Origin of the sequence: Actinokineospora baliensis (assembly GCF_016907695.1) — a bacterium.
GTDB classification, from domain to species: Bacteria; Actinomycetota; Actinomycetes; order Mycobacteriales; family Pseudonocardiaceae; genus Actinokineospora; species Actinokineospora baliensis.
Genome location: NZ_JAFBCK010000001.1, coordinates 6,623,878 through 6,645,272, shown reverse-complemented (window position 1 = coordinate 6,645,272; position 21,395 = coordinate 6,623,878). Strand labels below are relative to the sequence as shown.

The 21,395-nt window shown below is 71.0% G+C and carries 19 protein-coding genes; 8 read left to right on the top strand and 11 right to left on the bottom strand.

What is annotated here, in order from left to right; all coding sequences use genetic code 11:
- Positions 1-240: 240 nt before the first annotated feature.
- The 6 genes from JOD54_RS35365 to JOD54_RS29345 all read right to left on the bottom strand — a co-directional run bounded on the left by JOD54_RS35365 (position 241) and on the right by JOD54_RS29345 (position 7,660).
- Positions 241-2,724: a S8 family serine peptidase gene (locus JOD54_RS35365; protein WP_204455200.1), complete on the bottom strand. Its 2,484-nt coding sequence runs from the start codon at positions 2,722-2,724 to the stop codon at positions 241-243.
- Positions 2,725-2,849: 125 nt separating this feature from the next.
- Positions 2,850-4,415 (bottom strand): succinic semialdehyde dehydrogenase, encoded by a 1,566-nt coding sequence (locus tag JOD54_RS29365; protein ID WP_204455199.1) that lies wholly within the window; start codon positions 4,413-4,415, stop codon positions 2,850-2,852.
- Between the two features lie 33 nt (positions 4,416-4,448).
- Entirely contained in the window at positions 4,449-5,492 is a 1,044-nt protein-coding gene (locus tag JOD54_RS29360) for a GNAT family N-acetyltransferase (protein ID WP_204455198.1), read from the bottom strand.
- Positions 5,493-5,543: 51 nt separating this feature from the next.
- The gene (locus tag JOD54_RS29355; protein WP_204455197.1) at positions 5,544-6,218 is read right to left on the bottom strand and encodes a hypothetical protein; all 675 of its coding nucleotides are present in this window, start codon (positions 6,216-6,218) and stop codon (positions 5,544-5,546) included.
- Between the two features lie 23 nt (positions 6,219-6,241).
- The gene (locus JOD54_RS29350; RefSeq protein WP_204455196.1) at positions 6,242-6,826 is read right to left on the bottom strand and encodes a hypothetical protein; all 585 of its coding nucleotides are present in this window, start codon (positions 6,824-6,826) and stop codon (positions 6,242-6,244) included.
- A 219-nt stretch (positions 6,827-7,045) separates the two neighbouring features.
- The gene (locus JOD54_RS29345; protein ID WP_307860379.1) at positions 7,046-7,660 is read right to left on the bottom strand and encodes a TetR/AcrR family transcriptional regulator; all 615 of its coding nucleotides are present in this window, start codon (positions 7,658-7,660) and stop codon (positions 7,046-7,048) included.
- A 142-nt stretch (positions 7,661-7,802) separates the two neighbouring features.
- Here JOD54_RS29345 and JOD54_RS29340 point away from each other — a divergent pair, with 142 nt between their 5' ends.
- The 7 genes from JOD54_RS29340 to JOD54_RS29310 all read left to right on the top strand — a co-directional run bounded on the left by JOD54_RS29340 (position 7,803) and on the right by JOD54_RS29310 (position 13,951).
- Positions 7,803-8,924 (top strand): acyl-CoA dehydrogenase family protein, encoded by a 1,122-nt coding sequence (locus tag JOD54_RS29340; protein ID WP_204456786.1) that lies wholly within the window; start codon positions 7,803-7,805, stop codon positions 8,922-8,924.
- A 23-nt stretch (positions 8,925-8,947) separates the two neighbouring features.
- Complete coding sequence (locus tag JOD54_RS29335; RefSeq protein WP_204455194.1) at positions 8,948-10,078, top strand: CaiB/BaiF CoA transferase family protein; 1,131 nt, start codon at positions 8,948-8,950, stop codon at positions 10,076-10,078.
- Positions 10,079-11,272: 1,194 nt separating this feature from the next.
- Positions 11,273-11,506, top strand: coding sequence for a hypothetical protein (locus tag JOD54_RS29330; protein ID WP_204457035.1), 234 nt, complete (start codon positions 11,273-11,275; stop codon positions 11,504-11,506).
- Between the two features lie 232 nt (positions 11,507-11,738).
- Complete coding sequence (locus JOD54_RS29325) at positions 11,739-12,230, top strand: helix-turn-helix transcriptional regulator (protein WP_204455193.1); 492 nt, start codon at positions 11,739-11,741, stop codon at positions 12,228-12,230.
- Between the two features lie 70 nt (positions 12,231-12,300).
- Entirely contained in the window at positions 12,301-13,200 is a 900-nt protein-coding gene (locus tag JOD54_RS29320) for a lytic transglycosylase domain-containing protein (RefSeq protein ID WP_372440356.1), read from the top strand.
- 47 nt (positions 13,201-13,247) lie between these two features.
- Positions 13,248-13,601, top strand: coding sequence for a hypothetical protein (locus tag JOD54_RS29315; RefSeq protein ID WP_204455191.1), 354 nt, complete (start codon positions 13,248-13,250; stop codon positions 13,599-13,601).
- A complete protein-coding gene (locus JOD54_RS29310; RefSeq protein ID WP_204455190.1) occupies positions 13,598-13,951 on the top strand; it encodes a DUF3817 domain-containing protein in 354 nt (117 codons plus the stop codon). The genes JOD54_RS29315 and JOD54_RS29310 overlap by 4 nt, the downstream gene beginning before the upstream one ends.
- 37 nt (positions 13,952-13,988) lie before the next feature.
- Here the strand turns inward: JOD54_RS29310 and JOD54_RS29305 are convergent, their stop codons facing one another.
- From JOD54_RS29305 to JOD54_RS29295, 3 genes are read right to left on the bottom strand one after another with little or no spacing between them, the layout of a single operon-like run.
- Positions 13,989-14,828, bottom strand: a complete 840-nt coding sequence (locus JOD54_RS29305) for a spermidine synthase (protein WP_204455189.1) — start codon at positions 14,826-14,828, stop codon at positions 13,989-13,991.
- Complete coding sequence (gene speD / locus JOD54_RS29300; protein WP_204455188.1) at positions 14,825-15,226, bottom strand: adenosylmethionine decarboxylase; 402 nt, start codon at positions 15,224-15,226, stop codon at positions 14,825-14,827. Before speD ends, JOD54_RS29305 begins: the two co-directional genes overlap by 4 nt.
- 23 nt (positions 15,227-15,249) lie before the next feature.
- On the bottom strand, positions 15,250-16,416 hold the full coding sequence (locus JOD54_RS29295) for a type III PLP-dependent enzyme (protein ID WP_307860378.1): 1,167 nt from the start codon (positions 16,414-16,416) through the stop codon (positions 15,250-15,252).
- A 103-nt stretch (positions 16,417-16,519) separates the two neighbouring features.
- On the opposite strand from JOD54_RS29295, the gene JOD54_RS29290 reads away from it, so the two are divergent.
- Positions 16,520-17,782 (top strand): MFS transporter, encoded by a 1,263-nt coding sequence (locus JOD54_RS29290; protein ID WP_204455186.1) that lies wholly within the window; start codon positions 16,520-16,522, stop codon positions 17,780-17,782.
- An 889-nt stretch (positions 17,783-18,671) separates the two neighbouring features.
- Here the strand turns inward: JOD54_RS29290 and JOD54_RS29285 are convergent.
- Entirely contained in the window at positions 18,672-20,258 is a 1,587-nt protein-coding gene (locus JOD54_RS29285) for a monocarboxylic acid transporter (protein ID WP_204455185.1), read from the bottom strand.
- A complete protein-coding gene (locus JOD54_RS29280) occupies positions 20,255-20,692 on the bottom strand; it encodes a DUF485 domain-containing protein (RefSeq protein ID WP_204455184.1) in 438 nt (145 codons plus the stop codon). The genes JOD54_RS29285 and JOD54_RS29280 overlap by 4 nt, the downstream gene beginning before the upstream one ends.
- Positions 20,693-21,395 lie beyond the last annotated feature (703 nt).

The window sequence follows — 21,395 nt, the reverse complement described above, 5'->3', positions numbered from 1 at the left end:
GGACCGCTGGATCCTTTGCCGCTTGCCGGTTCGGGATCCGTTGTCGGGCGTCGACAGTTCCGCTGATCGTCGCCCGCGATCCGTCGCCGCTCGAGTGCCTGCCGTTCTCCGCAAGATCATCGGGGAGAAGAGCCCCCGAATACACAGCCTATCGAGGGGGACCGACAGAACCGGGTCGTCGAGCGGGGCCCGGTGGACATGTGGGGGTGCCGCCCCCGGGGTGGGGGCGGCACCCGGGGGTCAGGGGCGTCGAGGGGGTTGGAAGAGGATCGCTTTGCCGGTGAGGGCGGGGGAGTTGGCGGAGTAGGCGAGGCCGTCTTCTTGGGGGGAGGGGGCTTCGATGCCGATGGTGGCGGCGGCGCCGAGTTCGGCGGGGTTGGTGGGGGACAGGTCGCGGTAGGCGAAGGTGATGTCGCCGTTGGCCGAGAGGACGGCTTCGAAGTCGACGTGGGCGTTCGAAGCTCCCGTGATGAGGGCGTTGCGCCACTCGACGATGTAGGTGGTGGTGGTGATCGCGCGGGTGGTGATCGTGGTCTGGTTGTCGGCGGTCAGGTCGTCCCAGAACGGGTAGAGGGCGGTGCCCGGGTTCTCGGCGAGGGGGACGCGGAAGCCGTTGGTGTCGTCGGCGGTGACCGGGTGGAACGAGACCAGGCCGTTGATCGAGATCCACATGTCCCGGTAGGTGGTGCCGTAGAACGGGAAGTCGAACGGCAGGGTCACCTTCGCGCTGCCGACGGTGCCGGTGAGCGCGACCGGGGTGGTGCCCTCCTGGTAGGGCCGGTCGACGAGCGCGCAGGTGTAGCCGAAGGCGTCCTTGCGCTGGGTGAGCACGATCTCCGGGGTCATCGGCACGAACACCACCACGGTCTGGGGTGCCAGGCACCGGTTCGCCGGGGTGATCCGCAGCCGGTAGCTGCCTTCGGGGACGTCCGGGATCGCGAACGAGCCGTCGACCGCGGTGGTGACCGGGGGCAGCGGGGTGTCGAGCACCTCGACCGAGGCCGCGCCGCCGCGGACGAAGCCGGTCATGGCGTGCCGGGGGGCCGCTTCGAGCGCGAAGTCCCACTGGCCGGGGCCGAGGATCATGGTGTTGAGGTCCTGGTAGCCGTACGCGGTGACCTGCGCGGTGTGGTCGGCTTCTGGCAGGTCGATCGAGTAGCCGCCATCGGCTCCACTGTGGACGGTGTACTCCACGCCGTCCTCGCCCCAGAACACGATCTTCGCACCTGCGACCACGCTGGTCCCGGAGAACACGGTGCCGTGCGTACCCGCCGTCGCCAGTTCCACCGCCGCCAGCGCGTCGAGCCTGCCCTCGCCCCACACGTTGTTGCGGGCCGGTGTGCCACCGCAGCCGAGGTCCGAAACGTCCACAGCGGACTGGTTCAGCAGGCGCGTCGTCTCGGTGAGGTTGCCGATGAGCGAGGGGTCGACCGACCACAGCAGCGCCACCGCGCCCGAGGTGTGCGGTGTCGCCATGGACGTCCCGCTGATCAGCTGGTAGCCGTTGGCGCCGACCGACGAGCGGATGTCGACACCGGGCGCGGCGAGATTCGGTTTCACCGGGCTGCCGTAGGCCGACCCCCGGCTGGAGAACCCGGCGATGTGGCCGTTCTGGCCGTAGGCGCCGCTGGCGAAGGACTCCGCGTAGTTGCCGGGGGATCCCGTTGTCTGGCACCAGGGTCCCGAGTTGCCCGCGGCGAAGGACGGGAACATCCCCGCCGCGCGCCACGCCCGCACGATCCGCTGGTACCACAGGTTCGGCCACGGTCCCGGTATCCCGCTCCAGGAGTTGCTGACGATGTGCGGCCGCAGGTCCGGTCGGTTGAAGCGGTTGGTGCTGTCGGCGGGCGCCAGCATCCACTGCCCCGCGCGCGACAGGTCGGTCTGCGAGCAGTCCGCCGAATCGCAGGCGCGGGCGGCGATCCACTTGGCCCCCGGCGCGACGCCGATGCGGTTGCCGGGGCCGCCGTCGCCGATGAGCGTGCCGACGGTGTGCGTGCCGTGCACGTAGGCGTCGCAGGGCGCGGTACCCGGGCACTGGCCGGACGCGTCGAACCAGTTGTAGTTGTGGTCGACGACACCGTCGCGGTTGCCCCGGTAGCCGGCCAGCAGCGCCGGGTGGTCGTAGCGCACGCCGGTATCGATGCTGCCGATCACGATGCCCTCACCGCGGCGGCCGAAGCGCGACCACACCTGGTCGGCCTTGATCGACCCGACACCCCACTCGACTGCGGCGGCGGATCGGGCTGCCGGGGGAGAGGTGGTCACGGGCGGCAGCGCGAACGACGTCGGCGCGCTCACCCGCTGCACCTCGGCGCGCCCGGCGAGCGTGCGGGCCAGCGCCCGGCTGCCGCCGCGCACGAGCACGGTGTTGTTGATGTAGAACGAGTCGTAGCGGACCTTCGCCGCGTCCAGGGTGGCCCGGGCCACCCGCTGGCTGCGGTCGGCGCTCGCCCGCAGCGCGTCGACGACGGCGCGGCCGCGCGCGCCCCAGTCGGTGATCCGTTCGGCCGCGCTGAGGTCGGCCACTTCGGTGAACTCCACGAAGAAGTCGGTCGGGCCGCCGCGCGCGAGGGTGGCGTCCAGGTCGGCGGCGATCTTGGCGGACACCGCGTCCGGCGCGGCGGCCGCGGTCGCGGGCGTCAGCGGGGACAGCAGGGGGAGCAGCAGGAACAGGGCCAGGATCGGTCTGGGCCCGTGGAGGGGTCGGGGGAACAGGCGCAACGGTCGCCCCTTTCGCTCGCGGTGGCGCGAGGAGGTCCCGGCGCCGGGGTCGGCGCGGGGTGGGGCGAGGATGCCGGGTCAGCGCAGCGGACCGGGAGATCCACTTCGCCGACGGGTCGGTGAACTCAACGCGGCAAGCGCTTCAACGCCCGGAGGCCGAGGGTCAACCCGGCGGTCCACAGCCGGGCCGGGGCCGCCCTGCCCGGCCGCAACGGCAGGACCCGTTGCGCGGCGATCGTTTGCGCCTCGGTGTACTTCAGCAACCCCTCGGCACCGTTGCGCCGCCCCACACCGGAATCACCCATCCCGCCCATCGGCGCGTCCACGCTGCCGAACGCCGCCCCGTAGCCGTCGTTGACGTTGACCGTGCCCGCGCGCACCCGGGCCGCGACCGCCTCGCCCGCCCGCACGTCCCGCGTCCACACGCTGGCGTTGAGCCCGTACCGCGTGCTGTTGGCCAACTCCACCGCCTCGTCGACGTCGGTGTACCCGTAGACCGCCACGACCGGCCCGAACGTCTCCTCGGCGAACAGCGTCATGCCCGCCCGCACGTCGCCCAGGATGGTGGGCTCGTAGAACAACGGGCCCAGGTCCGGGCGCGCCCTGCCGCCCGCGAGCACCCGCGCGCCCTTGCGCACCGCGTCCTCGACGTGCTCGGTGATCGTCGACAGCTGTTCGGCCGAGGTCAGCGACCCCACGTCCACGCCGTAGTCGAGCGCGGAACCCAGGCGCAGCGCGGAAGTCCTGGCCACGAACGCGCGGGTGAACGCCTCGCGAATGCTCTCGTGCACGTAGATCCGTTCCACGGAAACGCAAAGCTGGCCCGCCGAGGAGAAGCACGCGGTGACCGCACCCGCTGCGGTGCGGTCGACGTCGGCGTCGGGCAGGACGATCATCGGGTTCTTGCCGCCCAGCTCCATGGAGAACCCGGTCAGCAGTGCCGCCGCCTTGGCCGCCAACCCCTTTCCGGTTTCCGTGGAACCGGTGAAACCGAGGTAGTCCGCCTCCTCGATCAGCGCGCCACCGATGCGCGACCCGCGACCGAGCACGATCTGCCACACGCCGTCCGGCAGTCCCGCCTCGCTCGCCAACTCGTGCAACCAGAGCGCGCTCAACGCGGTTTGGTTGTCCGGCTTCTGCACGAGCGCGTTGCCCGCCACCAGAGCCGGGATCGCGTCCATCCCCGTCAGCGCCAACGGGTAGTTCCACGGCGAGATCATGGCCACGACGCCCTTGGGGTGCCGGACCTCCGTGGTCTTGGTGAACACCGGCAGCGCGCCCGCCTTCCTCTTGGGGGCAAGTAGCTGCGGGGCTTTGCGCCCGTAGTAGGCCGCCGTCATCGCTGTTACGGCTACTTCGTCGTAGGCATCCAGCCGGGACTTGCCGGTTTCGACCTGCATGAGGTCCAGCGCTTCCGCTTGCCGGTCCAGGATCAGGTCGTGGAGGCGCAGGAGGACTCGCGCGCGCTCGGCGACCGGCGTCGCGGCCCAGGCGCGCTGCGCTTCCCGGGCGGTGGCGAAAGCGCGCCGCACGTCCGCGTCGTCGATCTGGGGGAGGGTGACCACCGGGGCGCCGGTGAACGGCGCGCTCATGGTCACCGTCGTCGGGGCGGCGCCGGCGACCGCGCGGGCGACCAACCGCTCGGCCCTGGTCACCGTGGGTGCGCCGGGAACCGTGCCGATCGTGGTCATGGGAGCTCCTTCTGCCGGGCCGGAGCCCCCATGTTACTTCCGGGTAGGGACCGCCGTCGCCCGGTCGGTGGCCCGCACCGCCAGCGCCACCCGCAGCACGTCGTCGTCGCGGCCCACCGCCACCGGCAGCCCGGACGCCGTCGCCGCCCGGAGGAACCCGACCTCCGCGGGCAGGCACCAGGCCACCATCCGGTCGTGCCCGGCCGCCCGCGCCACCGCGGCCAACCTGCCGATCATGGCCGCCCCGAGCCCCTGCCGCTGCCACCCGTCCTCGACCAGCACCGAGATCTCGGCCTCGGCCGGGTCGGCGGTCCTGATCAGCTGCGCGATCGCCACCACCTCCGTACCGCACAACGCCACCAGGGTCGTCCCCCGAGGCGGCTGCAGCAGCCGGTGCAGCCAGCGGCGGGGCAGCGTTCGCAGGCCCGCGTGGTAGCGGCTGAACAGCGTCCTGGCCGAGCAGCGCGCGTGCAGGTCGGCCACCGCTTCGGCATCGGCGGGCGTCCCCGTGCGCAGCACGACCCCGGCGCCGGTGCGGGTGATCACCGCGGTGGCGGTGTCGTGGTCGGCTGAGCGCAGGACCTCGCCGAACGCGCCCACCCTGGCCAACTCGACCTCGGTGAACGCCGCCCAACCCCGCCGCGCCACCAGTGTTGTACCCCCGGGCAGGGGCACCACCGCGCGGTGGTCGTCTTCGTCGGCCTGCTCGGTGCCGGGGACGACAGAGTCCGCGCCGAGCAGCACACGTACCGCCTCGGCCGTCGCCGCGGGGTCGCGCAAGGCGGCTCCCGCCGCGCGCAGGGCCGCGGTGGTGTGGTCGACCAGGTGGTGCAGGTCCGCGTGCGTGATCGCCACACAGCGACCACCCTCGGCGCGGATGTCGGAGACCAGGTCAGCTGGCGTGCACCCCTCCGGCGTGTTGACCACGATCTCGTCGACAACACCCCCCGGCACTGGCAACACCGACAGCCCTAGGACGTTGCACTCACGCGCGGCCAACCTGGTCGCCACCCGCGCGAGCGAGCCGGGCCGGTCGTCCAGTCGCACCCTGAGGCGCCATGTCGTGGGTCTGCGCATGGGGAGATCGTGCGTGGGCAGTGTTGCGGGCGCGGTGTTCGCGTGTTTCGGTCATGTGAGCGCGGATCGCCTGGTGGTGGGCAGTGCGGCCAGCACGAGCCCGATGAGCGTGACGACGCAGGCGATCGCCAGCACGGTCCCCGCCGGGCCTGGCTCCACCTCGGGCAACACCCGGACGGCATCGGTCCCGGCCATCCGCAGGTTGCGGTCGTCGATGTCCGCCTTGACCTCGGACGCGAACTGGGTGACCACGTAGGCCATGGTCGTCAACAGGCCCAACGCCACCGCCGAGGTGATCCGGGCGGCGCTCACCGCGGCGAAGCGGGCGCGCAGGTAGCCCAGGAGCGCGAACACCGCGCCCGCCGCCGCCAACACCGCGGCGACCGTCACCGGCAGCCACATCCCCGGCGGCAGGACCTCGAACAGGGCGAACCGCTTGTACTCGGGGTGCAGTGACGACCACAGGTTGTGGCTCAGCGGGTTGTCGCTGAGCCCGGCGTCTTCCGGGTCGGTGCTGGGGGAGCCGTCCGCCTTGGTGGGCCCAAGGCCGATCTCGGCGAACGGACCGGAGAACAGCGGGAGTACCGATCCGACCACGGCCAACGCCGCTCCCAGTGCCAACGCGATGGCGGCGGCAAGCCCGGCGCGCCACGCGGGCGGGGTGGTCGTCGGTGCGGGCCCGGACGGCTCGGTGATCGGTTCTGGACCGGTGGGTGCGATGGACACGGCGGTGATCTTCGCAGGTGGGGCTACCGCTGGTCGTCCTTTTTGGGCATTCGGTGCGGGAACCACGACAGCACCATGGCCACAAAGGCGACCACGCTCGCCACTATGAGCAGCACCGCGCCCAAACCGGGGGAGGTGCTGAAGAGTGGGTCGTCCAGTCCGTGCACGGGTTGCGCGACCCCGAGCGACGCGGGCGCCAGAACGCCGAAGCCCAGTGCCGTCGCGACCCTCGTCGCGATGATCGCCGCGCGGCTGGTGCGGAGGACGGCGAACACCGCGACCAGCCCGGCGGCCAGGGCGAGCAGGGTCCCCAGGTTCAACCACAGGAGGCTCTCGGACGGCCCCAACCCGAGGTAGAACTCGCCGCTCGCCCCGCCGAAGCCCGACCCGGTGATTTCGCCGGTGGCCAGACCAGGCTCATCGACCCTCGCGGTGAACTGGATCGGCGGGATCTCGGGCGGGGCGACCAGCGGGAGCGTCGAGGCGAGCGCGGTGAGCGCGGCCGCCACCAGCATGCCCGCTGCGGTGACCACCCCCGGCCACCACAGCGTCCGCCCGGTCGGCTGGGGTGCTGGCAGGTCCGGCTCGGCGTCGGGTGGGGTGGACACGTCGTGATTTTGGCAGGTCGGGGGCGCCGGATGACGTCCGCCATATTGTTTGCGGAAGCGAACGTCCCGTTGGCGTCCCGCGGCCCTCATCTATGGGTAGCGGTGGCCGACCCGAGCGAGGGCCGGGTCGGCCACCGCAAACCAGCAAGTCAGGCACAGCCGCGGCCGTGCCCGTCCGCCTGCACCGGGCGGGCGCGGCCGTGGGTGCCACCGGCGGGTTCAGCCGCGCAGCGCCGCGGTGTAGCGGGCCAGCGCGGTCGCCTTCCACTCCTCCAGCAGCCTGCTGCGCCGCCCGGCGTCACCGCCGATCATCGCGTCCAGGGCCAGGCCGCGGACCAGGTTGACGCTGAGCAGCAGCACCGTCTCCAGCTCCGCCTCCGGCAGTTCCACGCCCGCGGCCTCCCGGTAGAGCTCCAGCGTCGCGTGGCCGAGCGCCCGGTCGACGGGGCGCAGGGTCTCGCGCAGTTCCGGGTCCGTCCGCGCCGCGACCCACAGCTCCACGGCCGCGGTCGACAGCGTCCCCGAGTAGGCCTCCCAGAGCAGGTCGATGCCCTTGGTGACCCTGGCCAGGCCCGGCGGCAGATCCGCGGCGGCCTCGCGCAGCTGGCGGGTCAACCGGGCGAACAGGTGCTCCAGCGCGGCGGTCATCAGCTCGGCCTTGGTGGTGAAGTGGTGCTGCTGGGCACCCCTGGACACCCCTGCCCGCAGGCAGATCTCCTGCACGGTCGTGCGCGCGTACCCCAGTTCCACCAGACAACCGATGGTCGCGTCGAGCAGCGCTTCGCGAGTCTGTTCACTGCGCTCCTGCTGCGTGCGGTGCGTGCGCACGGCCACCTCCGGACCTCCTCGCGCCTGGCGGGTGTGCTGGCACTTTACGGTCAGTTCGGTCGGCATGTACCTTCACAGGGGAACTTACATGCAGATCGGATTGTTTGTGCCGCGAGGAGGCCTTCCGGTGACCCAGCGATCCCCCTGGATGGACGACGACCTGGACGCCTTCCGCGACCTGGCGCGCACGTTCTGCGCCAAGGAGCTGACGCCCAACACCGAGCGCTGGATCGAGAACAAGCAGGTCGACCGGGAGCTGTGGACCAAGGCGGGCGAGGTCGGCCTGCTCTGCCTGTCCATCCCCGAGGAGTACGGCGGCGGGGGCGGCACCTTCGCGCACGAGACCGTGCTGCTGGAGGAGCAGGCCCGCTCCGGCGACAGCGGCTGGGGCGTGTCGCTGCACAACGGCATCGTCGCCCACTACGTGCTCGCCTACGGGACCGAGGAGCAGAAGCGCGCCTGGCTGCCCAAGATGGCCACCGGCGAGTGGGTCGGCGCGATCGCGATGACCGAGCCGGGCGCCGGGTCCGACCTGCAGAACATCAAGGCCAAGGCGGTGCGCGACGGCGACGAGTACGTCGTCTCCGGCGCCAAGACGTTCATCACCAACGGCGGCCAGTGCGATTTCGTCATCGTCGTGGTCAAGACCGACTCGACCAAGGGCGCCGAGGGCACCTCGCTGGTCGTCGTCGAGACCGAGCGCGCGGGCTTCCGCCGCGGCCGGGTGCTCGACAAGATCGGCCTCAAGGCGCAGGACACCGCCGAGCTGTTCTTCGACGAGGTGCGGATCCCGGTCGGCAACCTGCTCGGCGGCGTCGAGGGCCAGGGCTTCGTCCAGCTCATGCAGCAGCTCCCGCAGGAACGGCTGATCATCGGCATCTCGTCCGTGGTGGCGATGGAGGTCGCGCTGGAGCTGACCCTGCGCTACACCAAGGAGCGGCAGGCGTTCGGGCGCCCGGTGTACCACTTCCAGAACACCAAGTTCACCCTCGCCGAGATCGCCACCGAGACCCGCGTCGCCCGGGTGTTCCTCGACGACTGCCTCGCCAAGCACCTGCGCGGCGAGCTCGACATCCCGACCGTGGCGATGCTCAAGTGGTGGACCAGCGACCGGGCCATGAAGGCGATCGACGAGTGCCTGCAGCTGCACGGCGGCTACGGCTACATGACCGAGTACCCGATCGCCAGGATCTACCTCGACCAGCGCGTGCAGCCCATCTTCGGCGGGACCAACGAGATCATGAAGGAGATCATCTCCCGCTCCCTGTGACCGCCCCTTCCAGGAGAAACACCGTGGGACCACTGACCGGTCTGCGCGTGGTCGAGCTCGCAGGCTTGGCCCCCGCCCCCTTCGCTTGCACCGTCCTGGCCGACCTCGGCGCCGAGGTCATCCGGGTCGACCGCGCCACCCCCGGCGCCGACGTCCTCGGCTACCCCGACGACCCCCTCACCCGCTCCCGCCACTGGATCGGCGTCGACGTGAAGTCCCCCGAGGGCCTCGACCTCGTTCTGCGCCTGGTCGACCGCGCGGACGTCCTCATCGAGGGCTTCCGCCCCGGCGTCGCCGAGCGCATGGGACTGGGGCCCGACGCGTTGCTCGCGCGCAATCCCGGGCTGGTCTACGGCCGCATCACCGGATGGGGGCAGGACGGCCCCTTGGCCACCGCCGCCGGACACGACATCAACTACATCGCGGTCGCCGGCGCCCTCGACCCCATCGGCCCCGCGGGCGGCAAACCCACCATCCCCCTCAACCTCCTCGGCGACTTCGGCGGCGGAGGCCTACTCCTGGCCATGGGCGTCCTCGCCGCCCTCTTCGAACGCCAAACGTCCGGGCTGGGCCAGGTAGTAGACGCCTCCATGGTCGACGGCGCCGCCCTGCTGACCACGAGCCTGCACGGCCTGCGCAACCTCGGCCTCTGGCCCGGCCCCCGAGGCACCAACCTCCTAGACGGCGGCGCCCCCTTCTACGACACCTACGAAACCGCCGACGCCAAGTACGTCGCCGTTGGCGCTATAGAGGCCCGCTTCTTCGCGGCACTGGTTGAGGTGCTTGGCCTAGAGGACCCCCCGAACCACCTGGACCCCTCAACCTGGCCCGCCCTCCGGACCCAGATAGCCACCGCCATCAAGTCCCGCACCCGCGACGAGTGGACCAAACTCGCCGAAGGCACCGACGCCTGCCTAACCCCCGTCCTCACCCCCGGCGAAGCCCCGCACCACCCCCACAACGCCGCCCGAGCCACCTTCCTCAACGTCGGCGGCAAGCCCCAACCCGCCCCAGCCCCCCGCTTCAGCCGCACCGCCACCGACACCCCCACACCCCCCAGCACCCCCCGCGCCGACACCACCCAAATCCTCACCGACCTTGGCGTCCCGGAGAGCGAGATCACCCGCCTCCGAGAAGCAGCGATCATCGCCTAGAGATTCTGTTGAGGGTGTGGCTGCCAGCCCAACCCACCGAGCCAACCCACCCAGGCCGCCCACCGGGCCGACCCCGCCCGCCCGCCGCTCCCAGAAGCAGGCGTGCCAGCCCAGCCCACCGAGCCAGCCCACCTGGTCGACCACCGCTCCTCGGAAGCCAGCGTGCCAAACCACCCCACCGAGCCAGCCCACCCAAAGCAACCACCCGACTCCGACGGCATTGCCGACCACTGGACACTCGGAGCCCAGGTGCCAGCCCAGTCACCCGACCCCGACCACCGAACCCGGCTACTGGGCACTCGGAGTCGCTGGTGCCACCCCAGCCGCCCGACCCCGACGCCAGAAGCAACCACTGGACACTCGGAAGCCGCTGGTGCCAGAACAACCACCCGACTCCGACGGCATTGCCGGCCACTGGACACTCGGAGCTCAGGTGCCAGCTCAACCACCCGACCCCGAGGCCAAGAAGCAACCACTGGACACTCGGAAGTCGCTGGTGCCAACTGCTCGATGTGGTGGACCTGTTTTGTGTGGGGGAGCGGCGTCCGTAGCGTTTCAGCGCGGACAGGGCCACGCTTTTCGGCCCCGGCTTTGCGGTCCTGCCACGGGCGTCGTAGGGGCCCCACGCAAAACAGGTCCACCACATCGAGCTGGCAGTTAAATCGCGGATCGGACCCGATGCCGCAGGCGAGGCGTCCAACGAAGATCATCTGATCCAAGAGCCCCCGATATACAGCCTATCGACGGCCACCGACAGAACCGGGCGCCGCGAACGGGCCTGTGGACAAGCAAGCACGTTGTGGACAAGCGCACAAACGGAAAATGGCTGTGAGGGTGCTTGTGGCGTCCTCACAGCCTCCGGTGTGGCCGCACCATGGCGGCCCGCGCCCGGCGCCTGCCTGCTGGGCAGGGGCCGCTGGCCTTCCGGGCCCGCGCGCCGGGTGGTGACCCCGGCGGCACGTGTTCTTTCTACCGCGCACCCGGCCCGCGCGTTGTCCCAACCCGGCCTTCGGCTCAAAGGTGACAAGGATTCTGGGACGGCAGGCCCGCGCGGTGTGTCCGGTGGGTGATCGGGGTCTTCGGCCCGTAGAGTGACGCCCCCGGTGCTGGGGGTGGCGGACCGCGGTCCGTGGTGGGTCTCCGGGGTCACCCTCGGCGACCGGGACCGGCGAAGTGCCGCCGTCGGTGTCGCCGATGGGGGATCATGGACGCGGCGCCGGGGTCGGGGACGTGGCCGGGCGCGGGCACGAGGACGGAGTGGACCTGATGAACGCCAAAAAAGTCGTGATGCTGGTCGTGGTCGCGCTGGTGCTGTTCTACGTGATCAGCCAGCCCACCCAGGCCGCGCAGGCGGTCCAGGGGCTGTTCTCCTGGCTGCGCGACGGCGCCGAGGCCATCATCACGTTCCTGAAGAACCTGTTCGCCTGAGTGGCCCCGCCGCGCCCGCCGGGTGCCCGCCCCGGGCACCGGCGGCGCCGCCGCGCCGTCACGATCGGTGATGATCTTCAGTGGACCGAAGATCCATATTGGACCGTCCGGGTGGATCTGCCTGCTTTGGGGGTCCATTCGGCGAACTGGTCCGTTTTGCCTCTGGCGATCTGTCGGTCCCTGCCCCTACGGTTTCAGCCATCGAGTGATCATGAGACCTCCAGGAGGCAGAATGCTCGACGATCCCGGGGTCGATGCCCTGGTCCGACAGTGGACCGCCGAGCGCGCGCAGGACGCGGACGCCGACGAAGCCCACCGCATCGCGTCCGAATGGCTCGCCGATGCCCCCATCATCGCCGCACCGGGTATCCCCGGTCAGCGGGCCCGTGCCGGGGCCTCGCGCTGGGCGGCGGTCGAGGCGGCTGACCCGCGCTACATCTCCGCCATGCGCAAGCGGCTGCCCGACGTGCCGCACGACCTGCTCGCCGCCGCCGCGGGCTGGTGGCAGATGGTCGGCGGCGTCGCCGAGGCCGAGGAGTGGTGGGACGCGGGCATGAGCCCGCTCGACCAGCGCGCCCTCGACTACCGGGCGGCCGGTCTCGCCCCGTCCGACCTGGCCAGGCGGCTCGGTCCGCTCACCGTCCTGGAGCACCTGCGCCGCGGCAGCGCCCCCGCCTGGTGCGTGGCCCGCCTGCAGCGCCAGCGCCGCGACGGCGCCGCTTAACCCGGTCACCGCCGCTGAGGCGGTGCCGGTCACCCCTACCCCCGCGTAACGCCACTGTGCTCCCTCGTCGATGCTGTTGATGACCGGCGCGCGCACCGCGCCCCGGCAGGGCAGCGAGGCAGGCCGGAGCACGGTGGCGACAACGAACCCCGCGGGCAAGCCCCACCGAAGGTCCCGACGCGGTCCCGAACTGCTGCTGCGGTTGGCCCTCGTCACGCTGTTGTTGCTGGTCACGGCCGCGGTCATCTGGGTTGTCCGCATCGCGACCGTGCCCGCATCCGCCGCGGACGCCCCAGCCGACTCGGTCCAGCCCGCCGCGGTCGACCCGGATTCCGCCGCGCCCGTCGAGGCCGCCGGTGCCGTGCCGCCCGCGGGGCAGGGGCACCAGGGCGTCCAGAACGGTCCGGAGGCGCTGCGCCCCTGGGCCGAGCGCCTCGGCCGCACCACCGGCATCCCCGCCAGGGCCTTGATGGCCTACGGCAACGCCGAACTCGCCGTGCGCACCGACAGCCCCCGTTGCGGCCTGTCCTGGGCCACCCTGGCCGCCATCGGCCGCGTCGAGTCCGACCACGGCCGTTTCGGCGACGCCACCCTCGGCGCCGACGGCCGACCGTCGGTCCCGATCATCGGCGTGCCGCTGGACGGCTCCGAGGGCGTGCGCGCCATCGGCGACACCGACGGTGGCCGCTACGACGGCGACGCGACGGTCGACCGGGCCGTCGGGCCCATGCAGTTCATCCCCTCGACCTGGCGCACCTGGACCTCCGACGGCAACGGCGACGGGGTCGGCGACCCCCAGCAGATCGACGACGCCGCCTTCGCCGCCGCCCGCTACCTGTGCGCCGACGGCCGGGACATGACCAGCGCGAAGGGCTGGTGGCAGGGCGTGTTCTCGTACAACAACTCCGTCGCCTACGGCCAGAAGGTCTACGGCCTCGCCGACCACTACGCCCGCGCCGCGGCAGGCTGAGAGCGGCTCTCAGCAAGCCGCCGACGACCGCGGGTTAGCATCGGCGGGTGCGGGAACCGGGCGTGGCACGCAAACTCCTCGTGGTCGGGGTGTCCGCGTTGGCGCTGGTCGTCTGCTGCGGGCTCGCCTGGTGGCAGTGGGAGCGCTTCTCCTCCACCAACGGCACCTTCCAGAACCTCGGGTACGTGCTGCAGTGGCCGCTGTTCGGACTGGCGCCCGCCTACATGTTCTGGCGGTTCCGCAAGCTCAAGCAGCGCGAGGCGGCCCAGCCCGCGCCCGCACCGGCACCTGCGCCACCGCCACGACCCGCGGTGGCCCACGACGACGAGGACGACGAGCTCGCGGCCTACAACCGCTACCTCGCCGACCTCAACACCCGCTCGAACCAGGAGTCCCGATGAGCATGACCGACGAGGAGAACCCGGCCCAGGCGGTCGGCGCCAAGGGCGTGCGGGGGGCGCTGGCCCGCTACCGGGTGCTGGCCTACGTCGTCGGCGTCGGCCTGCTCGCCCTGGTGGCGGCCATGGTCGCCAAGTACGCCTTCGACAACACCACCCCGGTGGCCATCGTCGGCCCGGCGCACGGGTTCCTCTACGCGGTGTACCTGCTGGCCGCCTTCGACCTGGCGCTCAAGGCCCGCTGGTCGGTCAAGGGCACGCTGCTGGTGCTGGTCGCGGGCATGATCCCGTTCGTCTCCTTCGTGGTGGAGCGCCGGGTCACCCACCGCACGCGAGCGGGCCAGAAGCTCTGAGGAACTCCTGGCCCGCCCGGGTCTGGTCGCGTCGCGACTACAGCGACTTGCGTACGGTGTATGGCGCGATGGTGTTGCCGCGCAGCGCGTCCGCGTCGATCGTCTCCGGCCGGTAGGGCAACGTCTGGAGCCGCTGCAGCATCCGCGCGGTGGTGTCCGGGGTGGACTCGGCGAGTCCGAACAGGAACGCCCACTCGTGCTCGTCGGAGCCGTAGTAGACCGTGGAGCCGAACACGTCGTTGAACCGGCGCCACGAACGCAGCAGCGTCTCGTTGCGCCACATGGTCTGGCAACCCGCCTGGCACACCACCACGCCACCCTCGGTGAGCACCGAGCGGCAGCGGGTGAGGAACTCCTCCTCGTAGAGGCGGTTGTGCTGGGCGAACTCCGGCCGCTCGTCGGGCAGGTCCACCAGCACCACGTCGTAGCGGTCCTGGGTCTCGGCCAGGAACTGCCAGCCGTCGGCGTAGTGCACCCGCACCGGGCCGTCGTGCGCGACGGCCCTGGCCAACTCCTCGCCGGTGTAGCCGTAGGGCAGGTGCTCGGCGCACAGCTCCACGGCCTTCTGGTCGATGTCGACGTGGTCGACCACGCTCGCCCCGGCGGCCACCGAGATCTGCGACACCACGCCCTCGCTCGACCCGACGACCAGCACCCGGTCCAGGGTCTTGGCAAGCAGCAGCGCGGGCACCAGCAGCGCCTCGTGGTAGGTGAGCTGGCTGAACTCGGTGCTCTGCCGGTCGTCGTCGCAGAACAGGCTGACGCCCTGGGCGGTCCGACCGATCACCAGGTGCTGGAAGTCGGTCTTGGTGTCCACCAGGACCTCGGGCATGTCCCACGTCCGGGTGAGGCCGGGGCCGAGCGGTTCAACGATCATCGGGCGGTCTCCGAAGGCACGGGGTGTCCCCTGTGGACGGTGTTGATCCTGGACTCGAGCGCGCCGAGGCGGTCGCGCAGCAGCGCGGCGGCCAGTTCCGGGTCGGCGGTCTCGCCGCAGGTGAAGATGTCGACGAACATCGACCCGATCTCGGGGTAGGTGTGGATGGAGGCGTGCGATTCCGACAGCAGCGCCAGCACCGTCACCCCCTGCGGCTCGAACTGCTTGGCGACCACGTCGCAGACGGTGGCGCCCGCGTCCCGCAGGGAGGATTCCAGGGCCTCCCGCAGGAAGCCCAGATCATTGAGCAACAACGGATCAACCCCGTCGAACTCGGCCAGCACGTGTCGGCCCGCGAAGAAACCCACGCCCGGTTCAGGCGCACGGTCATACGACATCTGTCTTACCTCCTGCGAGGAAATCAGCCGACGAACACCGTCGGAAGGGGCGGAAAACCGTTGAACGACACCGAGGAGTAGCTCGCGGTGTACGCGCCCGCGTCGAGGATGTCGACGTGGTCGCCTGCCCGCAGCGCCGTCGGAAGACGATACGGGGTGTTCTGGTAGATCACATCATCGCCGTCGCAGGTGGGTCCCGCGATGATGACCGGACCGCTCGGCTCGGCCGGGTGGGCGGTGCGCAGCCGGTAGGCGATGTACTCGTTCTCGGTCTCGGCCAACCCCGAGTACCGGCCGATGTCGAGGTAGACCCACCGGTGGGCGTCGGCGTCGGACTTGCGCGACACCAGCACCACCTCGCTGCGGATCACCCCGGCGGTGGCCACGATCGCCCGACCCGGCTCCACCACCAGCTCCACCGGGGAGCGGAAGTGCCGGGCCACCGCGGCCCTGATGGCCGCGGCGTGCTCGGTCAGCGGCGGCGCCGGGTCGCGGTAGGAGGCGGGGAAACCGCCGCCGAGGTTGAGCGAGCGGGTCGGCACACCGGCTTCGGCGAGGCCGTCGGCGATCCAGCCCGCCTGGGCGATCCCGGCCGTCCACGCCGCCGGGTCGGTGTGCTGGGAGCCCACGTGGAAGCACGCGCCGTCGACCGCGAGACCCAGGTCCGCCGCCTTGCCCAGCAGGCGCAACGCCATCTCCGGGGCACAGCCGAACTTCGCGCCGAACGGGGTGCCCGAGGCGGGGGCGTCGACCAGGAACCGGCACCACACCCGCGCGCCGGGCGCGTGCTCGGCCAGGTTCGCCAGGTCGCCCTCCGAGTCGAAGGTGAACCGGCGCACCCCCTTGCCGTGGGCGTAGGCGATGTCCCTGGCCTTCTTGATGGGGTTGCCGTAGGAGACCGCGGCCGGGTCGGCGCCCTGCGCCAGGCACAGGTCGATCTCGCCGGTGCTGGCCACGTCGAACGACGAGCCCTCCTCGACCAGCACCCGCACCACCTCCGGCGCGGGGTTCGCCTTGACGGCGTAGAAGATCGATGCCTCCGGCAGCGCCGCGCGCATCGCGCGGTAGTTGGTCCGGACCACGTCCAGGTCCAGCACCAGGCACGGGGTCTGGGGCGCGCGGTCGTCGAGGAACGCGCGCAGCCGGGTGGACAGTCCCGGTGACCCCTCTGAGTCGAGCACGGCGAGCACTGTAATACCGACCTGCCCGGATCCGGATGGGCCGGCAATGACCGACTCGATCACACTGGTCGTACTATCGCGCCCGGGGGACCCCCGACGGGTGGGAGGCGACATGGCCGTGACGCCAGGGATCCGGGTGGGCTACGCGCTCGGATCGCTTACCACAGGGGCGTTCGGGACCGTCCCCGGTCTGCTCCTGCTCCCGCTGCTGACCGACCGGCTGGCCGTCCCGGCGGCGGTGGCGGGCGTGCTCGTGTTGGTGCCCAAGGCGTGGGATGTGGCGTTCAACCCGGTCGCGGGCCGAATCAGTGACCGGGCAACGGATCGCCGCCCGTTCCTGCTGCGCGGCGGCCTCGGCCTTGCCGTGCTGTTCGCGGTGATGTTCCTGCCCCCGGTCTTCGGCACCCCGCTCGGCGACGGCGCCTGGGTCGCGGTGTCCTTCCTGGCCTGCGCGACCGCCTACGCGTTCTTCCAGGTCCCCTACGTCGCCATGGCCGCCGAACTCACCGACGACTACCACGAGCGCACCCGCCTCATCTCCTGGCGGGTCGCCACCCTCGCCATCGCCATCCTCCTGTGCGGCGCCGGAGCCCCCCTCATCCGAGACTCCCTCGGCGGCTACCGCGTCATGGCCCTGGCCGTAGCCGCCCTGATAGCCCTAGGCACCCTCGGCGTCTACATCGGCACCGCCAAAGCGCCTGTTGCGCGCGTCACACCCGCGGGAGCCCGCCTGCGCGACCTCCTGACCGCGGTCCGCTCGTCCCGCCCCTTCCGCCGCCTCCTCACAGCGTTCACCATCCAAGCCGTCGGGATCGGCACCCTCCTGGCCGGAGTGGACTACCTCTCCCGAGTCGTCCTCAACGACCCCGGCGCCCAAACCCCCCTCTTCGCTGCCTTCGTGGCCCCAGCCCTCCTGGTGATGCCCCTCTGGCAGCGAGTAGCCCACCACTGGGGCAAACGCCGCGGCTACCAACTCGCGACGGTGCTGTTCGCCGCCTCGATCGCCGCGGTCGCCTTCGTGCCGCCCATGGCCGTGCTGGTGGCCCTCGTGGCCCTGACAGGGATCGGGTATGCGGGCCTGCAGGTCTTCCCCATGGCCATGCTCCCCGACATCATCACCGCCGAAGAACACCGCACCAACACAACCCAAGCCGGTCTCCTGTCAGGAATCTGGACAGCGGGCGAGACCCTCGGCCTGGCACTTGGTCCCGGCCTGTTCGGCCTCCTCCTGGCCCTGGGCGACTACACCCCAGGCGGGGTTGTCGACCAGCCTGCCTCGGCCCACCTGGCCATCACCCTCGGCTTTACCGTGGTCCCAGCGGTCCTCGCTTTGGCGGCCTTGCCGTTCATGTCCTCAAAGGACGATCCCCGCTAGCGGTGCGGGCCGGGCGCTAACGGCTCCAGAGCCTCCGGAATCACGGGCGGCTTGAGCGGACCGTCGGTGGGAGCCCGACCACCGTTCCCGGAGACCGCTGGTGCCAGCCCAAGCCCGCCGAGCCAGCCCACCCAACCCAGCCCCCCGGATCAGCCCCGCCAGCCCAGCCATCGCTCCCGGAAGCCGCCGCCCCCAACTGCTCGATGGGGCGGACTTGTTTTGCGCGGGGCCCCTGCGCCAGCCGTGGCAGGACCGCAAAGCTGGGGCCGAAAAGCATGGCCCTGTCCGCGCACAACGCTACGACTGCCGCCACCCCACGCAAAACAAGTCCGCCCCATCGAGCCGCCGCGCCCAGCCCCCCGAGCCGGCCCACCCAACCCAGCCCCCCGAGCCGGCCCACCCAACCCAGCCCCCCGGGTCAGCCCCGCCAGCCCAACCCACCGAGCCGACCCACCCAGCCCAACCACCGCTCCCGGAAGTCGCTGGTGCCATCTGCTCGATGGGGTGGACCTGTTTTGTGTGGGGGAGCGGCAGTCGTAGCGTTGCTGCGCGGACAGGGCCATGCTTTTCGGCCCCTGCTTTGCGGTCCTGCCACGGCTGTCGTAGGGGCCCCACGCAAAACAGGTCCACCACATCGAGCCTGCAGTTAACTCGCGACCGGCCCCGATGGCGCAGCCGAGGCGAGGACCCGATGCAAGGCGCGAAGCGACGAGCCGAAGATCATCTACCCCAAGATCCCCCGAATACACAGCCTACCGAGGCGCACCGACAGAACCAGGCGCAGCGAACGAGCCTGTGGACAGGCAAGCACGTTGTGGACAAGCGACCCGCGAAGGGTGGTTGCCCGGCCCAAGCTCCCGCCGAGGGCCGGGCAACCGGAGGGTGGTCTTTATCGGCCGATCCCGGTCAGGGCGCGGACTTCCATCTCGCGCGCCTTGGCCGGGTCTGCCTTCTCGCGGCTCAGCACCGTTCCCAGGTACCCGCACACGAACGAGATCGGGATCGACACGATGCCCGGGTTGGACAGCGGGAACAGGTGGAAGTCCACTCCGGACACGATCGACGTGGGGGCGCCGGACATGACGGGGGAGAAGAAGACCAGGAGGAGGCAGGAGCCGAGGCCGCTGTACATGGCCCACAGGGTTCCGTTGGTGTTGAAGCGCTTCCAGAACAGCGAGTACAGCAGGGTCGACAGGTTCGCCGAGGCGGCGAAGGCGAAGGCCAGGGCCACCAGGAAGGCGACGTTTTGGCCGTTGGCGAAGATGCCGCCCGCGATGGCCAGGACGCCGATCACGATGGCGGTGAGGCGGGCCACTCGGACCTCTGAGACCGGGTCGGCTTTGCCCTTGCGGAGGATGTTGGCGTAGACGTCGTGGGCGAAGGAGGCCGATGCGGTGATGGTGAGGCCCGCGACGACCGCGAGGATGGTGGCAAAGGCGACCGCGGCGACGACCCCCATGAGGACGGTGCCGCCGATCTCGAAGGCCAGCAGGGGGGCCGCGGCGTTCTCCCGGCCGGTGGCGCTGAGGATGCGTTCGGAGCCGACGAGGGCCGAGGCGCCGTAGCCGATGATCAGGGTGGCGCCGTAGAACACCGTCATGATGCCCACGGTCCACACCACGGAGACGCGGGCCTGGCGGGCGTCGGGGACGGTGTAGAACCGCATCAGCACGTGCGGCAGGCCCGCCGCGCCGAGGATCAGGGCCACCGACAGGGAGATGAAGTCCAGGGTGGTGATCGGGGTGCGGCCGTACTGCACGCCGGGGTCGATGATCTTCTCGCCCTTGGTGTTGTTGGCCGCGGCCTGCTCCAGCAGCGCGGTGAGGCTGAAGCCGAACTTGCCGAGCAGGAACACCGTCATCAGCACCACGCACAGCAGCAGCACCACGGCCTTGATGATCTGCACCAGCGTGGTGCCCTTCATCCCGCCCACCAGCACGTAGAAGATCATGATCAGGCCGACGACGCTGATCACCAGCGCCTGGCCGCCCTTGGTGTGCACGTCGAGCAGCAGGGCCACCACCGCGCCAGCGCCCGCCATCTGGGCCAGCATGTAGAACAGCGAGATCACCAGCGTCGAGGTGGCCGCCGCGGCGCGCACCGGGCGCTGGCGCATCCGGAACGCCAGCACGTCGCCCATGGTGAAGCGGCCGGTGTTGCGGACGAGCTCGGCGATGAGCAGCAGGTTGACCAGCCACGCCACCAGGTAGCCGATCGAGTACATGAACCCGTCGTAGCCGTGGATCGCGATCGCGCCCGCCACGCCGAGGAACGACGCCGCGGACAGGAAGTCGCCGGAGAGCGCGACGCCGTTCTGCACGCCGGTGAGCCCGCCGCCCGCCGCGTAGTAGTCGGAGGTGGAGCTCCCGCGCGACCCCACCCGGTAGACCAGGTAGAGCGTGATCACCACGAACGCGCCGAACACCACCGAGTTGAGGACCGGGTCGCCGACCTGGCCCTGCGCGAGGACGCTCATCGCCGACCCCCCACCAGCTCGTGCAACTCCGCCACGTCGGGATCGATGCGGCGGCGCGCCCACCGCGCGTAGACGGCGGTGATCAGGATCGTGGTGGCGAACTGCCCGAAGCCCAGCAGCAGGCCCACGCTGACCGAGCCGACCACCCGGGTGGACATGAACTCGTGCGCGTAGGCGGCCAGCAGCACGTACGACAGGTACCAGACCAGGAACAGCCCGGTGAGCGCGAAGACGAACCGGCGGAACCGCGAGCGCAGCGCGGTGAACTCCGGGCTGCGGTGGATCGCGTCGAAGTCCGGACCGTCGGCGCCCGCGGTGCCGACCGGGTGGTCGATACCGCCGAAGGTGGCCGACGGCCCGGCTTGGCCCGGTGCCGGTGGTACCGGCGGGGCCGTCGGGGTGGACGCCGCCCGGCGTCCGGCGACCTCGGTCATGCTTTTCCTCCGAAATGGTGGGGGCGGCGTCGATCCGGGACGTGGAATCGCGGTGGGTGGCGTTCCTCGGGCGGCGCCGGGGTGATTTCACCGAATGCGCGAACAACCGCGCACCGGCTTGGCGGCGCCATGCTAGCCGGGACCGGAACCGGGGTGCCAATGGTTGTCCACAGGGGCCGGGAACCGGTCGGGGGCCGCTGCCGCGGTCAGCCTCGGGTCACCGAACGATACCGGTTTCACCTCGGATCGGCCGGGCCAATCGGATCACACGTAATAGTGAATTGATGCCTCTCTGCGTGGTGCCCCCACCTGGTCGGACCACGGCTCACTCACTCGGCCGAACGTGATCGACAGCGCCGCCACCTGCGTAGTACCAGGTCAACGCGGTCATGGCCGGGCGGATATCGGATTCATCCGGGGAAATACCCGATCGAGGTATCAAGGCGAAGAATTCGCTGCTAAGCGTGACCGAAACCCGCTGTTGATCTTTTATCCTCCCGGTCGCGACCGGGAGATCACCGGTGCGATCGGCAATTCCCGCAGGTCAGATCGGCGCCGGGGAAGATCGCCGGATCGGGGTAGCATCGGCACTCAAGTTCTCGCCGAACTCGCGCCGATGTCGGAAGGGTCATCGAGCGGTGCGGGGAATCGGCGCTCCGCTGTCGGGCCATCGCTGTCGGGTCGTCGCGCGCCGCGGGCGGTG